Genomic DNA, 18,138 nt, shown 5'->3' on the forward strand with positions numbered 1-18,138 from the left:
AGCTTTCCCCCTAATTCCTAGTTTCGCGGTACATCCACAGAATCACGATGCACTATGTCTGCTGCGATTAGGATCTTCTCCAGTGGTGCAGAGGGGTGATTGATACGGCTGAGCAGCCGCTCCACTGCCGCCCGGCCCATCGCTTCTTTAGGAACATGTACAGTCGTAAGCGGCGGAACGCCTCTTGAAGCATCCTCAATATTATCAAAGCCAGTAACCGAGATATCTCCTGGAATATTAAGCCCTTCTCCCTTCAGGATATCACTGACTGAGAGTGCTGTTTCATCATTGGCGCAGACCAAAGCAGTAGGGAGTGTTTTAGCTTTTTTTCGCTTCACAACCCAATTTTTAAAATCCTCTTGGAATACTTCTTCCTCCACCCCTTCCAAAAAGAGATTTGAATCATCTTCAAGTGGAAGCCTTATCCCACTTTCCTCGAGCGCACTCCGAAAGCCAATCCACCGGTCCCGGAAGCTGCGTGAAAATCTAATATTTCCGATAAAATGCATTTGTGTATGGCCCGTCCCCATCAAATGATTGGTAAGCCGTGCCATCGAATCCACATTGTTTGCGAATACAGTATCACTTGGGATTAATGGATCTTCATGATCAATCAATACCATTGGCAGACCGATGCGATGTACCTCAAGTAACAAGGAAGTGGAGATTTCCCCCACACCTACTAAGCCAAGGATCCCGCTTGGATTCAAGATATTAACGAAATTATCCGCACGGTTCTCAGAGATGATTACCATCCCGAGTCCTTCTTGATCGAGCGCAATGGCAATACCGTCCACAATCTTCCCCCAATACAAGGAATCCTGAGTCTGTGAGCGGATATTTGGCATTAACACAAGCACAGATTGCTTATTCCGATCACTCCCGACTACCGAAGGAGTACGCTTGATCCCTTGTACGAAAGCATTCTTTTGAGTAAAATAGCCAAGTTGTGAAGCTGCTTGAATAACTCGCTCTCTTGTCGTCTCATTTACACCAGCTTTACCCGAAAGTGACTTGGAAACAACAAATTTAGATACGCCGAGATGATCCGCTATTTTTTGCATGGTGACCTTTTTAGCCATATAAAAACCTCCAGAAATTTACTTGAGTTTAATGTACAAATATATTTAAGGCTGTGAATTCACCTTTGTTTCCGCCCTTGCTTCCTTCCATTTTGCATTTAATTCGTCAAAAGCCTTCTGTAAATCAGGCGCAGCAAGTAGCTCCTGAATATAATCACCGGACCAAAAGGATAGCTTGGCACGATTCGCAATATCAATGAATGCATCACTTTGAACTGTGGCATCAAGCAGCTTGGGCTTATAAGAAAAAAACTCTAGATACTGCGGTATAAAAGAGTTCAAGCTGCCATCAGCAGGGAGGAATCCCCAATCATCTTTATAGGAAGTCTCCTTTACAAAAAAATTCAGCCAGGCCATGGCAAGCTCTTTATTTTTGCTATATTTACTTACACCCATGAACCAGTCTGAATTGATTGGCGCATAGTGAGTGTCGTTATTATCATATGGAAACGGGAAGAATCCGATATCGTCTGGCGAAGCCCCTACATCAAGAACTTGTTCAATCGTCCAATTTCCGAGTAAATACATACCTGCTTGTCCTTTAGCAAGTTTTGTCTTCGATATCTCCCAATTGTTCGAGAATAGTTCATCTTCAACATAACCTTTAGCGATTAAGGTTCGAGCTATGGATATAGATTTTCCCCACTCATTATCAAGCTGCCACGGACTATCCTCATTTACCATATTATTAAGATATTCAGGGTTCCCAGCCATATAGTTAACTAGAGTATTCCCCCATTCACGCAGCGGCCAAACCGCTCCATAATTCATATACAGCGGGATAATTCCTGCCTGTTTTAACTTTGCACAAGCCTCGTAGAATTCATCTAGTGCCCGAGGAACAGAAGTGATTCCTGCTTTTTCGAAGGCCCTTTTATTATAGACGATCCCAACCGTAGTTGTTCCCGTCGATACCCCATATCGTTTGCCTTCATAACTAGAAAAAGAAGGGAAACGCTCTCCAGCAGTTGTTTCTTCATCCAGAGGTTCGAAAAAATAACTCAGTTCCCTAGCAGGAAGATTTATCGGAAGCAGAAGTACATCTCCAGCGTCCTTGGTGGATAGCCGTACTAGAATATCCGTCGCGTAATTGGGCAGACCTTCAAATTCCACATTTGCTTCAGGATACCTTTTCTTAAATTGGTCTACGTATCCTTGAAAGATTCCGTTCTCAATCAAATCTATTCGATTGGTCATCATGACTATCGTGCCTGATAAATCAGACTTCGTCTCTTCTCCTAATGGAGATGGTGTCGATTCCGCCTGCTTGATATTATTACTCTCACAACCGCTGCTCAGCAGTAACAAGAAAAGCAGCAGTATGGTACGCATAGTCCAGTGCAATCTCAACCCCTTCAACGGACAGCCCCCTCTTAATTCATTCAGGTAATCTAATCATTTCCGGTTCCAGCAATGGTAGCGACAATACTACATCTGTCCCTCGTCCAAGCTCACTATATACCTCAATTCCAAATGCCGCTCCATAATGAAGACGCACTCGCTGCTGTACATTTTTCATACCAATGCCCCCATTAATACTTTTCTTAGGAGGCCTTTCGTTCTGGAGCCCATCGTTCAATCTCTCTAAAGTCATCTCGTCCATCCCACAGCCGTCATCCTTAATATGAAACAACAGCATTTGTTCAGTAATCTCGCAACGGATACTAAGATGCATTTGCGGTTTGTTATCATCCAAGCCATGGTAGGCTGCATTCTCAATGATCGGCTGAAAAACCAGCTTGATAATAGAGTAATTATCTAGTTCTTTCGGTACATCGGTCTCCAGTAGGAAACGGTTAGGATAACGACAATTCAGCAGTTCAACATAATTACGCACATATCCAAGCTCCTGCTTCATTGTCGTTTTACCGCTCAAATCACTTGTACTATACCGTAGCAGCTTTCCCAAAATTGAGATCATATCCGCGGCTTCAATGTCATCATTCAGCTCGGCGGTCATACGGATAGATTCTAGCGTGTTATAGATAAAATGAGGATTAATTTGACTCTGCAGCGCGTGAAGCTCTGCTTCCTTCTTCTGTTCCTCGATTCGATAGATATCCTGAATTAACTGCCTGATCCGTGCTAACATTCGATTAAACTGATGCCCCAGCTGACCAATTTCATCACGGCGTCTAACCCTGAACATCACATCAAGATCTCCGCCCTGAACTTTTTTCATCAGTTGAATCATTTGTGTAAGCGATTTAGTTAGTGCAAAAGAAAGAATAATGGAGATGATTAACGCCAGCACAATGATACTTAATGTAGCAGCGAGCGTTGCATTACGAGTCACCTTCACATCCCGCATCAGCACATCAACAGGAATAGAGATAATCGCTTTCCAGTTGGTCTTGTTAGAGCTTGAGTATATATTCAGCTGCTCTTTTCCGTTGACCTCATCATAGAAACTTCCTGAAATGCCATCGACTCTTTTGAAGAGTTCGGAGTTAGAAATATCAGTGGCAAGCATTGTCTTGTCACTGTCATACACGACCTTCCCTTTATCGTCAATTATCAACGATTTGCCATGGGTTACTTTATCCAGTTCCGTAACTCGATTCTCCAAATTGCTAATATTCGCTTCCACTGCGATCAGTCCAATCGGATTTAACAAACCATCCACGATTTTGCGAACAACGGTAAAAGCATATCGGGTGCTTTGAAGATTACTTGTATACGCTTGGGCACCAAATAATAACGCTTCTCCGCTGGAGTCTTTAGTCTGCTGGCTCCAGTCTTTATAGCTCTGTTCGAGATCGAGCCGTACCCCACCGTCCTTAGCAGAATAATAACCATTCCCATGGGCGTCAAAAATATATACCGAGTTCGCGCCCCTCTTAATATTGTTAATAAATGAAATGTTGCCTTCTATCCCCCGCTGAATGGACAGCAGTAGATCAAAATCACCAGGCGACAATGCCGCACTGCCATCTGTACCACCCATGTTCTCTTTTTGCTCGTGATAGAGGTTTGAACGAATTAAATTTTGTTTAATATCATTCACATACGCTGGCATAGATGAAATACGCTTCATATCTTCGATATAATCATCTACTCCATCCATCATTTGATCGATTAGCTTTTCAGAATAAGCAATGGTGTTGCCCTGAATAGATTCTGAATAACTCTTGAAAGTAAACACACTAATGAAGGAGAGCGGAAGAGTAATAATAATCAAAAAGACGAGGAGCAGCTTGCGCTCCATACTCATGTCCCCGATAACGGACCACCAGCCAAAGATGCGTTTACCTTTCATACGGTCCTTCTCCTTAACCCTTTTTTACCTAACTTGTTATTATTATTTGCCTAACAAAATTATTATACGGGGAAGTCCTTCTTTACACAATAACAAAACCGCTCCCTCATAACGAAGAAGCGGTTTTGTTATGTAAATAATAAAAAAATTAGTTAGGGACCCACTTATTTTATCGTGAATAATGACAGTTTGTCCTTTAACTGTCCTGAAGCACTTTCCAGCTTACCTGACAATGAAACGAGCTGATCACTTACACTTTGCTGTTCATTACTGAGTGAAGCCACTTCTTCAGAAGTCGCTGATGATTGCTCAGCTACAGCACTTACGTTACCCATGGCTTCCGACAACACAACCTGTGAATGATTCAAGCTACTGATCGCTGTTGTCACCGATTCCAGACTAGTAATGAACTCATCCATCTGTCCTTTTACGGATACAAAGATATCGCTCGTGCTCTTCACTGAGCTCACTTGCTCTTTGAAAAGAGGTGCCACTTCAGATAATACAGCTTCTGTTTCGTTCATTTCCGTTATGATCTTGTCGGTGATTCCGGCTACAAGAGCAATAGACTGCTTCGATTGGTCGGCAAGCTGTCTTACCTCACCTGCTACCACCATAAAGCCCTTGCCAGCTTCGCCTGCACGTGCGGCTTCTATCGTCGCATTCAATGATAAAATATTCGTCTGCTGTGTGATACTCTTCATCACATCCAGCACCTTAATCACTGAGAATACTGTTTCTTTCAAATTGTTAACACGTTCTACAAGCGCACCTGTCTTTTCCCCAGTACGGCTAGTTTGATCCAGTAAATCCGTTAATTGCTTGGCACCTTGAGCACTAGCTTCTCCAACCCCGCGTGCTGCCTCATCCATCTCACTATTGGCACTAATCACGGTCTGCATTTGCGTAGCTATCACATCTGTAAGCTCATTACCACGTTCAGCTTCAAGTGCCAGACTGCCTGCTCCTCCAGCAATTTCTTCCGTAGCTGCAGCTATTTCCTTCGCGGAAATAGCTGTCTTACGCGAAGCTTCTCCAAGCTCACCAGCGGTCTCTAGCACATCTCGTGCAGTTTCTCTAGTTTGCGATACAAGCTCAGTAATACGCTCCATCATCAAGTTAAAGGAGGCTGATAGTTGTCCAATCTCATCCTTAGACACATATTCTGTACGTACACTTAAATCTCCGCTTGCACCTTGAACCATAAGATCCTTCAATCGTGCCAGAGGGCGAGCAATCATACGAACCATCCAAATCCCAATAAATATCGCAAGCAATGCCGCACCGGCAGCCGTAATGAACGTCGTCAACAGAATCGGACGGGCTTCCTTCACTAGTTCTTCTGTAGGAACTACACCTGCGAGCTTCCAATCTGCCCGCATCATCGGATTAAAGACCGCCAGAATTTCTTTTCCGTTTGGATCTTTAGCTTCTAGGCTATTATTATTTTTCTTACTCTCTTTGATAAAAGAAAACTCCGATGACTTTCCATCATCTAGCGGATTAGAAGAAGCCACTACTGTACCTTGCGGAGACACAAGTTGAATACGGGAGCCGTCTCCCAGCTTCACACTTGCGAAAGATTCTTCCAGCAGTGTATTCTTCAACACAAGCATAATCATGTATCCTTTATCTGCTCCCAGACTTTTAAGAGATCTTACCAAAGCAATATCTTTTTCTTCCGCTCCTTGAAGAGAGGTTGAAAACCAAATATTTTTAGAGTCGTTATTGTTAGCGTCTGAATAATAAGAATTATATTCTTTAGAATCGGCCACAATTTTCTTGAACCATTCTTGTTCTCGTAATCCATCAAAATAAATGCCACCACTGCCAGATGTAACAATTTCCTGTTCAAGTGACTCGGGAATCAATGCGACACTGAGAATATTAGAATCTGTTGTAGTCTGATTGGACAATTTCTTACTTATTGAGCTTGTTGCTTCAAATTTCTCGTAAGCAGTTTGTGCAGTAGCCATTGATCTAAGATCCGTTTGCAACTGCACATCAAAAAAGAGCTGCAATACCGTATTCTCATATTGCTTCAAGGTAATATCCAGCTTCTCAGCAGTCTGAACAATAGTCTGGCGGTAGGCTTCGGATACGTTATTCTTTATCGTTGTTTTTGCCTTCGAATAAGATATAAGTCCAAGTGACATAACTACGATTACAGTGGAACATAAGAATATTAGAAATAACTTCACACCGACGGATTGGATAGGATTAACTCTCTTGATTTGGCTTCCCCAACCCAACATCATTTTCTTAGCATCTAACTTTGATGTCTTTCCTGCACCTACTTCATTGCTCTGTACATTTACGGATTTTTTATTGTTCTTCTTCATCTCTCTAACCTTCTCTCTTTATGCTTTTCACTAATACTATCTTGATCAGGATCCCCATCATGATCATCTACCCGCTAATATTAGAGGACATATGAAAGCGCTAACCATATTATATATCGGTTTATTAGGCCTTTTTTCTTAGCTTTACTATACTTTTTTTATAACTTTTAACCTATGTATTCTGAAACAAAAAAACTCCCATCGTTCTACCCTCCTTTTGGATTTATTTGTTAGTTACTAATATATATATCTTATTGTTAGCTTTGTCAAAAGAAAAACAGAGATGCTCTTATAGAAAGAACATCCCTGTATCTTATTAAGATTTTCTCTTACGCATCATATCAAAGTATGCTACCGGCTGATCTACCTTCATGCGGACACGTTGCAGAGGATGACGAGCTGCGTCAAGCGGGTTGCCTGCTTCATCCCACAATTCCGCTACAGTCTGCTTAAAGAATGTATCATTGGGTCCGAAGAATTCAACTTCCTGCCCTGGCTTGAAGTGATTGCGTTGCTGAATGAGCGCCATTCCACTCTCAGCATCGTATTCAATTACAAGTCCGGCAAAATCATAAGGAGCCGCTTTTTCTTCAGGCTCATAGATATGATCTTCATGATCCGGAGTATCATAGAAGAACCCTGTGTTAAGCGGGCGATTCGCCGCTTTATTCAGCTCATCCAGCCACTCTTGCTTCAACTCGTATCCTTCCGGATCAGCCATGTAAGCATCAATAGCTTTACGATAAGCGTTAACTACAGTAGCTACATAGTGAATCGACTTCATTCGTCCCTCGATCTTGAAGCTGTCAATGCCTACTTCAATGAGTTCAGGGATACTTTCCAGCATGCACAAATCCTTAGATCCCATGGAGAATGGATTATCTCCTTGCTGATGCAGTGGAATCTGAGTTACACCCGGAAGCAAAGGTGCCGGAGATTGTACTTCTGCTTCAGCTTGATCTTCTTCTGACACCCAAGTGCCTTCAGGACGCGCATCCTCGAACAAATCATATTTCCAACGGCATGACTGACAGCAGCCTCCACGATTGGAGTCACGGTCTGTAAAGTGATTGGATAATACACATCGACCGGAGTATGAAGAGCACATCGCACCATGGATAAAGCTCTCGATTTCAATGTCAACATGCTTCTTAATCTCAGCGATCTCTTCCAGGCTCGTCTCACGTCCGAGTACTACACGTGGCAAACCCTCTTCTTTCCAGAAGGATACCGCTTGCCAGTTCAGTGTAGACTGCTGAGTACTCAAATGCACCTCTAATCCAGGAACTAAACGGCGTGCTGTATCTACAATGACCGGATCAGCAACGATAATAGCCGCAATGCCAACTTCATATAAGTTACGCAGATATTCTTCAATCCCTGCGACATCTTCATTGTGAGCATAAATGTTCGTTGCAACAAATACCTTAGCGCCGTATTTCTTGGCGAATTCAACACCTTCACGCATTTCCTCAAAGCTGAAATTGTCTGCTCCTGAACGCAAACCGTATTTCTGCCCTCCGATATAAACAGCATCCGCACCATAGTGTACTGCGAATTTTAATTTCTCCAAATTACCGGCCGGAGCTAGGAGCTCCGGTTTGTCCAGACGGTAACGTTTGCCCTTGTATTGCGGCTTTGTCATGGTTCCCATTCCTGTTCTCCCCTCCATCGCCCCACAAAGTGATGTCTATGCATGCTTACTGCACCTAGTCTTTGCGGGGAACTAAAAAACTCTCATTAAATTAAACTTAATATACTTGCTCTTTATAGAAAAATCCGAAGCTTAGCTCCCGTTCTGGATCCTGCAGCGTTCTGATAGCTTCCATCCAATCCTCTTGGAAAGAATATGCTTTTGGATCAGCTACATAGAGATCAATAGCTTTGCGATAAGTCTTAACAACCGCCACATTATACGCTGTTGATTTCAACAATCCTTCAATCTTAAAACTCTGTACGCCTGCAGCCATAAGGATATGAAGATCCTCCAAAATACAAATATCTTCCGAACTCATAATATGTGTACCGTTCTCGTCTTCATAGATTGGGAACTTTTGGTCATCTCGTTCTGCCTCGATCAAAAATAGACCACGTTCCTTACCAAGACTGCCGCCCTCGCTTGGACGTCCTTGATGTGACATATAGCTTTCTACAAGCTTACGCTTGGAATGGTATATATTGGTCATGCCGTGAACCTGAACCTGTGCCTCTACCTCTAAAAGCGGAACCATTTCCGTCATTTCATCCATATTCAGCTCACGGGCAAGAACGACGCGAGAAGCACCTTTACGCCCCCAATAATTCGCGGTTGCGTAATTGGTAGAGGTCATTTCCGCATTCCAATGCAGATTCATGCCTGGTGCTTCCTTCTTCACTGTGGTTAACACAGCAGGATCACCGAACTCAACACCGTCAACACCAAGTTCACCTATAGCCTTCACATAGGCAGGGAGCTCTTCGAGAAGAAGGTTGGACATGAGTCCACCTAGTCCAGCATATACTTTGCAGTCACGCGCATGTGCCATTTCTACAACAGCAGCTGTATCGTCCAGAGAGAAATGTCCGGCAAGACGCATGCCAAAACGGTCATCCCCGATGAGCAATGCATCTGCTCCGGCATCCAGCAAAGCAGTAGCTTCCTCTAAGGATGCTGCTGTCGCCAGCAATTCCGGTTTGTTAATCATGTTGTACCTCCTACTTGTACAGTTATCTCAACCGCACCACTCTTCATTTTAATATTTTATTTCGATTCTTGCTTACTTTTTTCGATATTGGCTAAATGTTCCTTGTAGGTCTTAGCAAACAAATGGCCCTGTGTACCATCTTTCTTAGTCACATAGAAGTAGTATTCAGATGCCTCAGGTTCAAGTGCCGCCTGAATGGAGGCCAGCCCCGGATTACTAATAGGTCCCGGAGGAAGCCCAATATTTCTATACGTATTATAAGGACTGTCAACTTCCAAATCTTTATATAACAGTCTTTCCTTCTGTTTGTCGAGCAAATATTGAACCGTAGCATCAATCTCCAGCTTCTGCTCTTTCTTTAAGCGGTTATAAATCACGCCAGCAACTAGTGGTCGTTCACTATCTACCACAACCTCACGCTCGACTAACGAGGCCACTGTCAACAGCTCATGAAGTGTCATTCCACGTGCTTCTAGCTTTTGCTTCCAATTCGGAATCGTGTCCAGTTTCTTCTGGAACTGATCCAATAATGCCTCTACAACTTCCTGCGGCGTACTATCCTTGGCTAGTTCATACGTTTCAGGGAACAAATACCCTTCAAGCCGATGACGAAGGTTCTTATTCTGTGGGATACCTAGAACATCAATTCCCTTCAAGCCCGCACCGGTATCCATTATTTCGAGAAAAATAGCAGCATCCTGATTCCAAGCCTCAGCAAGCTTCTTGGCAATCTGCTCAGCAGTATATCCTTCCGGAATCGTAAAAGTTACGGTCTCTTCCTTAACAACATCACCCGCGTTTAACCTCTCGATGAGCTCGTCATAGGTGTCTCCTGGACTAGCAACATAAGTACCAGCTTTGAAGCTGGAACCTTCTTTGGTCCATTTCAAATATCCCTTAAAAAAAAGACTATTGCGAATAATGCCATTTTGTTCAAGCAGATCGGCAATTTCCGCGCTGCCCATGCCCTTCTCTATCGTAAATGTTACGGCAGGTCCTGCAGGCTCTACCGGCTGCATCCCGTTCCAAATGTACCAAGCGCCTCCGCCTCCTGCTGCTACCAGCAAAAGAATAACGATAAGCACTGTACGGATTGCGGATTTCAAGTCAGGTTCCTCACTTTCCGACTATAAAGTATAAAAGTGTATTACTTAAAATTCAATACATATTTCATAGTATAGGGAATTACTCCGTATAATTCTGCACTAAAAACTCTAAATGATGTTCGCCGAAAAAAGATCTCATAAACCAAGCAAAAAGAGCGCGGAATTCTCCGCCCTCTTCCGTACTCATCATAAATGTAACGTACATGTTTAAGCTTTATTCTGCGTCATCCGCTGGAAAAGTCATCTCATCATATAGCTCAGAGATGTCTTCCCACTCTTCATCGTCCACGATGTTCTCTAGTTCCGGAAGTCCGTTAGGAGAGACAACGATACGCAGGATTTCATATTCCACGTCTTGACCAGCGCCTTTTAGCACCGCATAGCCGTGATCACCGACTTCAAACTCGGCGATAATATCGTAAATGGAAGACTTGCCCTGCTCATCTTCCAGTTCTACTGTTTCTCCATAGGCTTCCTTAAGTCGCGAAGTCCATACCGCTTGTTTAGCGGATACATCAGTCATTCTCAGATCCTCCGTCCAGCTCGTCAACCAGTGTGTTGAAAGTCTCTTCGACAATCGCCCACTCCTCGTCATTATCGATCATGAACAATTGAAGATCGTCGCCTTCTTCCACATAACGGAACGCATAAACCTCATCGGTTTCCTCGTCCTCGGAATCAAGTGGAACTACCATCATGTACTTAGCGTCCGAGCCATCAACCTCAAACTTCATAATGACCTCGAATTCCTCTTCATTACCTTCCTCATCGGGAATATAGATAATTTCCGGTTCTTCCTCTTGGCCAATCTGTTCGTTTGTCATATCCTCGCACCCCTCACCTTTTACTGTTAGCATCCAAAAAATTTTGCAAAATCAGGGCTGCAGCCATTTTATCCACAATCCCTTTGCGTTTCTTCCGGCTGACGTCCCCTTCAATCAGCACCCGCTCTGCGGATACCGTCGTCAGACGCTCATCCCAAAGGTGTACGGGCATTGCAAATTGCTCCCGCAGCTTGTCAGCGAACTCTATGCAAATTTCGCCCCGGGGTCCTACTGAGCCGTTCATATTCTTCGGCAGACCAACTACAATCTCTCCAATTTCGTGCTCTGTAACAAGTTCACGAATACGGTCGAACTCATTGCCAGTACCGCGGCGCTCAATCGTTTCAAGAGCTTGTGCCGTCCATCCAAAAACATCGCTTGTGGCTACACCGATTCTACGGTCGCCGTAATCCAATCCTAACTTCTTCATCATCTGGGATTATCCACCTTGTGATTGACGAGGTAGAATCTAACCAACTCTTCAATCAGCTCATCACGTTCTTTTCTCCGGACCAAACTTCTCGCATTGTTATGACGCGGAATGTAAGCTGGATCTCCGGAAAGTAAATACCCTACGATCTGATTGATCGGATGATACTCTTTCTCCACCAGTGCATCGTATACAGCGAGCAATATTTCTTGGGGAGAAGCTTCCTTTTCGTCGCCCTTCACATTGAATTTGACCGTTTTGTCCATGGAGTCCATTTGTGACACCTTCCTTCTGCAAAATCACCTATAAGGGCGGCTTCGCAAAGTTGCTACTGTGCAGTTCACTTGCTTCCTTTATCATAACATATTCATAGCCCAACGAGGAAATCCTGCGCGTGGAATAACGCTTTTTTTGGCATTTCCTCTACAAAAATAATGATATTTTTGGCTTTTAAGCTATTGTCAAGCACAACTATCCATGAAAATCTAACCACCTGTTAATAAAGAGTAGCGGTACTGATGTCTAACTCTCAGTACCGCTATGTTTTTTCGTAATACGTTTAAATTAAGAAATAGTTTCGTAATTTAGATTTATGCTAGGGAAGCTACTAATTCTTCTGCCTTAGCCAGTGCTTCGTCAAGCTTGGAAGCATCTTTACCACCGGCTTGTGCCATATCTGGACGTCCGCCACCGCCGCCGCCGCATACTGCTGCAACTTCTTTAACGATCTTACCAGCGTGGAAGCCCTTCTTCACCAGATCCTGTGGAACGGCTACAACAAAGTTCACCTTGTCGTCCATTGCCGCACCAAGAACAAGTACAGCATCCGGAAGCTTGGATTTCAATTCATCTGCAGTAGAACGCAGAGCGTCCATATTGCCTGCTTGAACAGCAACTGCAAGGAGCTGCGTACCTGCGCCAACAGTCTTCACACTGCTTGTTAATTCAGCAGCAAATGTTGCGCTAAGCTTGGATTGCAGCGACTCATTCTCACGCGAAAGCTCACGTACTTGGTTATGCAGTGCTTCAATCCGTTTTGGAACATCGTTCAGAGAAGACTTTAGTAGACCCGCAGATTGCTTGAGCAGATCCAGTTGACTCTCAGTGAATTGGTACGCGTAACGGCCTGTAACAGCTTCAATCCGGCGCACACCTGAGCCAATGCCACTTTCACTAAGCAGCTTGAAAATGCCGATCTGCGAAGTGTTAGATACGTGGCATCCACCGCAAAGCTCCAGGCTGTAATCGCCAACCTGAACTACTCGCACGATGTTGCCGTATTTTTCACCAAATAGTGCCATTGCTCCCATAGCCTTAGCTTCATCAATTGGCTTGTTCTCAATAACTACATCAAGACCACGCCAGATTTGTGCATTCACACGATGCTCAATGTCGCTTAGTTCTTCCGGAGTAATCGCTCCGAAATGGGAGAAGTCAAACCGCAAACGTGCGCCTTCCACTAAAGATCCAGCTTGATTAACATGACCGCCAAGAACCTCTTTGAGCGCTTTGTGCAGTAGATGAGTGGCTGTATGGTTCTTCACGATATCTTCACGCTGTGCACGATCCACTTCAGCGCGAACCGTTTCGCCTACTTTCAATTCTCCAGCTTCTACCGTTACCAAATGTACGTGTTGGCCATGTGGAGCCTTGAACAATCCTTTTACCTTAGCCGTAACCGAACCGCCAGTGAGATTACCAGTGTCACTCACTTGTCCGCCACTTTCAGCGTAGAACGGTGTTGCCTCAAGAATGACTTGGCATTCAACGCCTTCTCCAGCAGTATCGACTAGTTCATCACCAACAACAATAGCCATGATTTTCGACTCTGTTACCGAGTCATTATATCCAACAAATTCACTTTTAACCGTCAGATCAGCTAATACGCCTCCCTGAATCTTCATGCTACCGCCGTCTTGACGTGCAGCTCTAGCGCGGTCACGCTGTTCTTGCATAGCTACATCGAAGCCATCAAGATCTACTGTTAATCCTTGCTCCGCTGCAAAATCCTCGGTCAGGTCAAACGGGAATCCGTAAGTGTCATATAACTTAAATGCATCGGCTCCAGCAATCGTGCTGAGTCCATCTGCTTTTGCTTTAGCGCTGATCTCGCCCAAGATAGCCAATCCGTCAGACAATGTCTCGTGGAAACGTTCTTCTTCTGTACGAATGATCTTCGCGATATATTCACGGTTCTCGACAACGGATGGATAATAAACACCCATAATCTCTCCAACCGTTTCAGTCAGCTCATGCAGGAATGGACGATCCAGACCTAAGGTCTTTCCGTAACGAACAGCACGGCGTAGTAAACGACGGATAATATAACCGCGACCTTCATTAGAAGGAAGTACTCCATCACCTACTGCAAAAGTTACGGTACGCACATGGTCAGCGATAACTTTAAGCGCGATGTCCTGCTCAACATTATCTTTATAAGTTACACCAGCGAGCTTCGCTGTTTTTTGGATAATAGGTTGGAACAAATCAGTGTCAAAGTTGGAATCTACGTCTTGTAGAATGGAAGCAAAACGCTCTAGTCCAGCTCCTGTATCAATGTTCTTGTTCGGAAGCGGTGTATAGCTGCCATCCTTGTTATGGTTGAATTGTGAGAACACTAGGTTCCATACTTCTAACCAACGTTCATTTTCTCCACCTGGATACATTTCAGGATCGCTCATGTCGCTGCCGTAAGCCTCACCGCGGTCATAAAAGATTTCTGAGCAAGGACCACAAGGGCCTTCGCCGATATCCCAAAAGTTCTCATCCCCCAGCTTAATGATACGTTCTGCTGGCAAGCCAACTTTTTCATTCCACAGCTTGAATGCTTCTTCATCCTCGGCGTACACCGTTACGGAGATACGTTCTGGATCGAAGCCGATCCAATCCTTGCCAGTCAAGAATTCCCAAGCCCATGTGATCGCTTCTTCTTTGAAATAATCGCCGATAGAGAAGTTACCTAACATTTCGAAGAACGTATGGTGACGACGTGTCTTCCCTACATTCTCGATATCATTGGTACGAATACATTTCTGCGAGTTCGTCAGGCGCGGATTCTCAGGAATCTCACGGCCATCGAAGTATGCTTTCAGCGGTGCCATACCTGCGTTGATCCACAGCAGCGAGGGATCGTTATGCGGTACGAGAGATGCACTAGGTTCAATCTTGTGACCTTTACTTTCAAAAAACTTAAGCCATTTGGAACGAATTTCACTTGCTTTCATTGTTTACAGCTCCCGTCTCATCATTAATTCGGCTCATGCGCCAGATTTTCTAAAAAATAAAAACAAAAAAAACGCCCCTGAATAATTCAGGGACGATTAATATCGCGGTACCACCCTGGTTATCGCCTTGACCCATTCACGGGAAAGTTAAAGGGCGATCGCCTTGTCGCGGCTGATAACGGGTGCCCCCGGTGAGCTTGTGATCTCACACTCCGAAATTAGCTTTCCACCGGCCTGTCTTCAAGGTTCTCACAGCCATTACGAAATGATTTCGTAAAGGAACCTGTTCTCTGATCAAGCCATCCTCCGGCGTACTTCATTTTCATCAACGTTTTATCCGATTTGCATTTTAACATTTCAAGTATAGCCAGTGCCCCTGCATCTGTCAATCTGGGGAAGCTGAAGTTTAAAATGACGAGTTATGATTTTTGTAATGGTGAAATCCATGTGTATACAATAGAGTGGAAACACCGTTTGGTAATTTATGTATTTAACTTAGAATATCTAAGGAGGATTTGAAATCATGAATTGGGCAAAAAGAACGGATGATCCATCAATGTTTGCAGCTAAGCAAGTATCACTACGATTTATTGTAAGTATCCTTATTGTTCATATTTTCTTTACGCTTGTCGTTAATCTCGTACTTTTTGCGAATGGTTATTTAAGCGTTGTTGCCAAAAGCACACATGGATGGATCACTGAAACATTAGTCGTGAATTTAATTGGACTTATACTAGAAGTGGTTATTTTCTTAGGGCTGATAGCGAAATTATCGCCTATAGATGTGGGCCTATTCAAGAACAAATTAATACGAGGATTGATAGGCATATTGCTATTCTGGCTCGCAATAAACGTCGTTGATATACTTATGACACTGTTCTTCACTAACTCCAGTGTAACCTTCAACAATAATATCTTCAGGAATCCAAATTATTATTTAGGTGAATTTATCGCTCAGGCTTTCGGAAATGCACTATTGGAGGAAATCTTTTTTCGGGGGTTTCTTCTCGTTCAAATCTATCTTTTTTTACGGAGAGTCAAAACTCATTCCGCTCGCATTGTGTATGCCATGCTAATCTCACAAGCAATATTTGCCGCAGTGCATATTCCAAACCGGATCTATTCAGGATTAGTCGGAATCGACTTTGTTTATGATTTTATCACACTGCTCATTCTAGGAATTGTATTCGCATTACTTTATGTCTTTACCAAGAATCTTTTTTTCGTGATCGGTGTTCACTCCTTAATGAATGTTCAAATTATGTTTTGGGATAGTAGTTTCACTTATACAGCAACTTTAATCTGTGTGTTGCTACTGACTTGTCTTTTAATTTGTTTCAAAAGAAAGGAATTCCGAGCGCAGAAATCGGTGGATTTGAGCTTTTACTAGCAAATCCCTAACCTATACTTCGGAAGAGAGGTCGCAGGGTTTCGCCAACCCTACATAGATGGAATCGGAGAATTTTCTAGAATCGCGACTGACCCAGTTGTAAACATAATCAGCTAATGCAAGCAGTCGACAACCAAAACGCAGGGCAGCAATTCTCAAGTAAAATATGAGAATCGCTGCCCTGTGCTGTATTTTTACGTTTTTAATATAAAAGAGCTACGTTTCCGTCATCTGGCGTAGGCAGTATGTATCCTTATCAACAAGCCTAAATCAGCTTGTGCGCAAACCATTTTTTGCCCTTGAAGCGCCACAGAAAAATCCCCCCGCGAACGGCCCACTCGCAGTTCATCGCCAGCCAGACACCCATAACGCCGTAGCCCAGTACAATCCCAAGGATGTATCCAAAAATCACCCGAAACAGCCACATCGTCAGCATCGAGGTAATTGAGGTGAAGCGGGAATCTCCCGCTGCCCGCAGCGCGGACGGCAAAATAAAGCTGACGGCCCACAGCGGAACTTGGGCAATGGAATTCACCAGCAGCACCACAAACAGATCGTCAATGATCTCGGGAGGTGGGGAAAAGATCGATACCAGTGGGTGGAATAGCGGCATCAGAATCAAGGCGATCAACGCCAAAGAACCAGACCCGATCCAGAGGAAGGACTTGATGAACTTTCTGGCTTCAGAGACATTCCCCCGCCCGATACATTGGCCGACCACCGTTACAATAGTTAGCGACAGCGCGCTGGCTGGAATTTGAAACACCATAGCCAGCGAGCCGGCAATGGCATTGGTCGCAATGGCATACGTGCCTAAGCTGACAATAAACACCTGAGTGAGCAGTTTCCCCCCGTTGAAGAACATCTGCTCCGCCGCGAACGGCACGCCGATGAACATGATTCTCCGCAGCATGGTCAGAGGGATTCGGAATAGGTCACGAAATCGCACCCGCAGTGCCGTATCCACCTTGAACAGATACACCAGGGCACAAACCATACCTGCATACCGCGCGATATTAATCGCAAGTGTCATCCCCAGCACACCCATGTGGAACAGGTTAATGAAGACCACGTTCAGGAGAACATACAGCAGGTTCATGATGAGCGACAGCATCAAAGAAGCCCGTGTCTTGCCCACTCCTCGCAGAGCCCCGCATACCGCCTGAACCACCGCGATGCCCAGATATGAGATGCTGCTGCCGATCAAGTAAATGCGGGCATTGTCCAGCACTTCGGGTGAGGCGGTTCCGAACAAAAGGTTCAATATAGGAGAATGGAAGCCCATCAGCAGCAGACCAATTCCCAAAGCGATCAGCGACACCGAGGCGACCGAAGCCGCCGTAGCCTGGGACACCATCCGGTCGTTTCCGCTCCCTTTATACTGCGCGACTACCACTGTCCCCCCGGTTGCAACCGCCACGAACACATTGATCAGAAAAATATTCAGCGAATCCACCATATTCACTGCACTGACCGCCGCCATCCCGGACGAGCTGATCATTGCGGTATTTACCAGATTAAGTCCAATAATGAAGGCCTGGTCAATCAGAATTGGAATAAATAAAGCTATAATTTGCCGATAATCCATCCCCTCTCCAGAGAGATATTTCTCCAGCAATCTTTTCGTCCGAAGACTAGCGCGAAGCTGCATAACATATCACATTCTTTTCTGTAAAATGGAAAAAACTCTTCATCCGAAGAGCTTTTCAACAAATTATACCCATTGAACCGTGGGCACTTTACATTCAGTTTACTATAGATACACTTTTAAGTCTTTAATCAGGAGTCAAAAAAAAG

Annotated in this window: 14 protein-coding genes; 1 reads left to right on the plus strand and 13 read right to left on the minus strand. The window is 44.3% G+C overall.

Annotated elements, in window-relative coordinates:
- Positions 1-17 precede the first annotated feature (17 nt).
- The 12 genes from NSS67_RS25760 to alaS form a co-directional block, all read right to left on the minus strand.
- A complete protein-coding gene (locus NSS67_RS25760) occupies positions 18-1,082 on the minus strand; it encodes a LacI family DNA-binding transcriptional regulator (protein ID WP_339316577.1) in 1,065 nt (354 codons plus the stop codon).
- A 45-nt stretch (positions 1,083-1,127) separates the two neighbouring features.
- Positions 1,128-2,441 (minus strand): extracellular solute-binding protein, encoded by a 1,314-nt coding sequence (locus tag NSS67_RS25765; protein ID WP_339316578.1) that lies wholly within the window; start codon positions 2,439-2,441, stop codon positions 1,128-1,130.
- Positions 2,442-2,460: 19 nt separating this feature from the next.
- The gene (locus NSS67_RS25770; protein WP_339316579.1) at positions 2,461-4,341 is read right to left on the minus strand and encodes a sensor histidine kinase; all 1,881 of its coding nucleotides are present in this window, start codon (positions 4,339-4,341) and stop codon (positions 2,461-2,463) included.
- A gap of 164 nt (positions 4,342-4,505) precedes the next feature.
- Positions 4,506-6,683, minus strand: a complete 2,178-nt coding sequence (locus NSS67_RS25775; protein ID WP_339316580.1) for a methyl-accepting chemotaxis protein — start codon at positions 6,681-6,683, stop codon at positions 4,506-4,508.
- Positions 6,684-6,999: 316 nt separating this feature from the next.
- Positions 7,000-8,337, minus strand: coding sequence for a U32 family peptidase (locus NSS67_RS25780; protein ID WP_339316581.1), 1,338 nt, complete (start codon positions 8,335-8,337; stop codon positions 7,000-7,002).
- A 97-nt stretch (positions 8,338-8,434) separates the two neighbouring features.
- Entirely contained in the window at positions 8,435-9,367 is a 933-nt protein-coding gene (locus NSS67_RS25785; protein ID WP_339316582.1) for a peptidase U32 family protein, read from the minus strand.
- Positions 9,368-9,423: 56 nt separating this feature from the next.
- The gene (gene mltG, locus NSS67_RS25790; protein ID WP_339316583.1) at positions 9,424-10,473 is read right to left on the minus strand and encodes an endolytic transglycosylase MltG; all 1,050 of its coding nucleotides are present in this window, start codon (positions 10,471-10,473) and stop codon (positions 9,424-9,426) included.
- Positions 10,474-10,687: 214 nt separating this feature from the next.
- Positions 10,688-10,996 (minus strand): DUF1292 domain-containing protein, encoded by a 309-nt coding sequence (locus NSS67_RS25795; protein WP_339316584.1) that lies wholly within the window; start codon positions 10,994-10,996, stop codon positions 10,688-10,690.
- A complete protein-coding gene (locus NSS67_RS25800; protein ID WP_038569507.1) occupies positions 10,989-11,297 on the minus strand; it encodes a DUF1292 domain-containing protein in 309 nt (102 codons plus the stop codon). Before NSS67_RS25800 ends, NSS67_RS25795 begins: the two co-directional genes overlap by 8 nt.
- Before the next feature lie 13 nt (positions 11,298-11,310).
- Positions 11,311-11,727: a Holliday junction resolvase RuvX gene (ruvX, locus tag NSS67_RS25805; protein ID WP_339320705.1), complete on the minus strand. Its 417-nt coding sequence runs from the start codon at positions 11,725-11,727 to the stop codon at positions 11,311-11,313.
- Entirely contained in the window at positions 11,727-12,002 is a 276-nt protein-coding gene (locus NSS67_RS25810; RefSeq protein WP_042125473.1) for an IreB family regulatory phosphoprotein, read from the minus strand. Before NSS67_RS25810 ends, ruvX begins: the two co-directional genes overlap by 1 nt.
- Before the next feature lie 315 nt (positions 12,003-12,317).
- Positions 12,318-14,951: an alanine--tRNA ligase gene (alaS, locus tag NSS67_RS25815; protein ID WP_339316585.1), complete on the minus strand. Its 2,634-nt coding sequence runs from the start codon at positions 14,949-14,951 to the stop codon at positions 12,318-12,320.
- Positions 14,952-15,474: 523 nt separating this feature from the next.
- Between alaS and NSS67_RS25820 the strand changes: the two genes are divergently transcribed.
- Positions 15,475-16,341: a type II CAAX endopeptidase family protein gene (locus NSS67_RS25820; protein ID WP_339316586.1), complete on the plus strand. Its 867-nt coding sequence runs from the start codon at positions 15,475-15,477 to the stop codon at positions 16,339-16,341.
- A gap of 265 nt (positions 16,342-16,606) precedes the next feature.
- Here NSS67_RS25820 and NSS67_RS25825 read toward each other — a convergent pair whose 3' ends face one another.
- Positions 16,607-17,992, minus strand: a complete 1,386-nt coding sequence (locus NSS67_RS25825; RefSeq protein WP_339316587.1) for an MATE family efflux transporter — start codon at positions 17,990-17,992, stop codon at positions 16,607-16,609.
- Positions 17,993-18,138 lie beyond the last annotated feature (146 nt).

This window comes from Paenibacillus sp. FSL R10-2734, from assembly GCF_037963865.1.
Lineage (GTDB): Bacteria > Bacillota > Bacilli > Paenibacillales > Paenibacillaceae > Paenibacillus_AQ.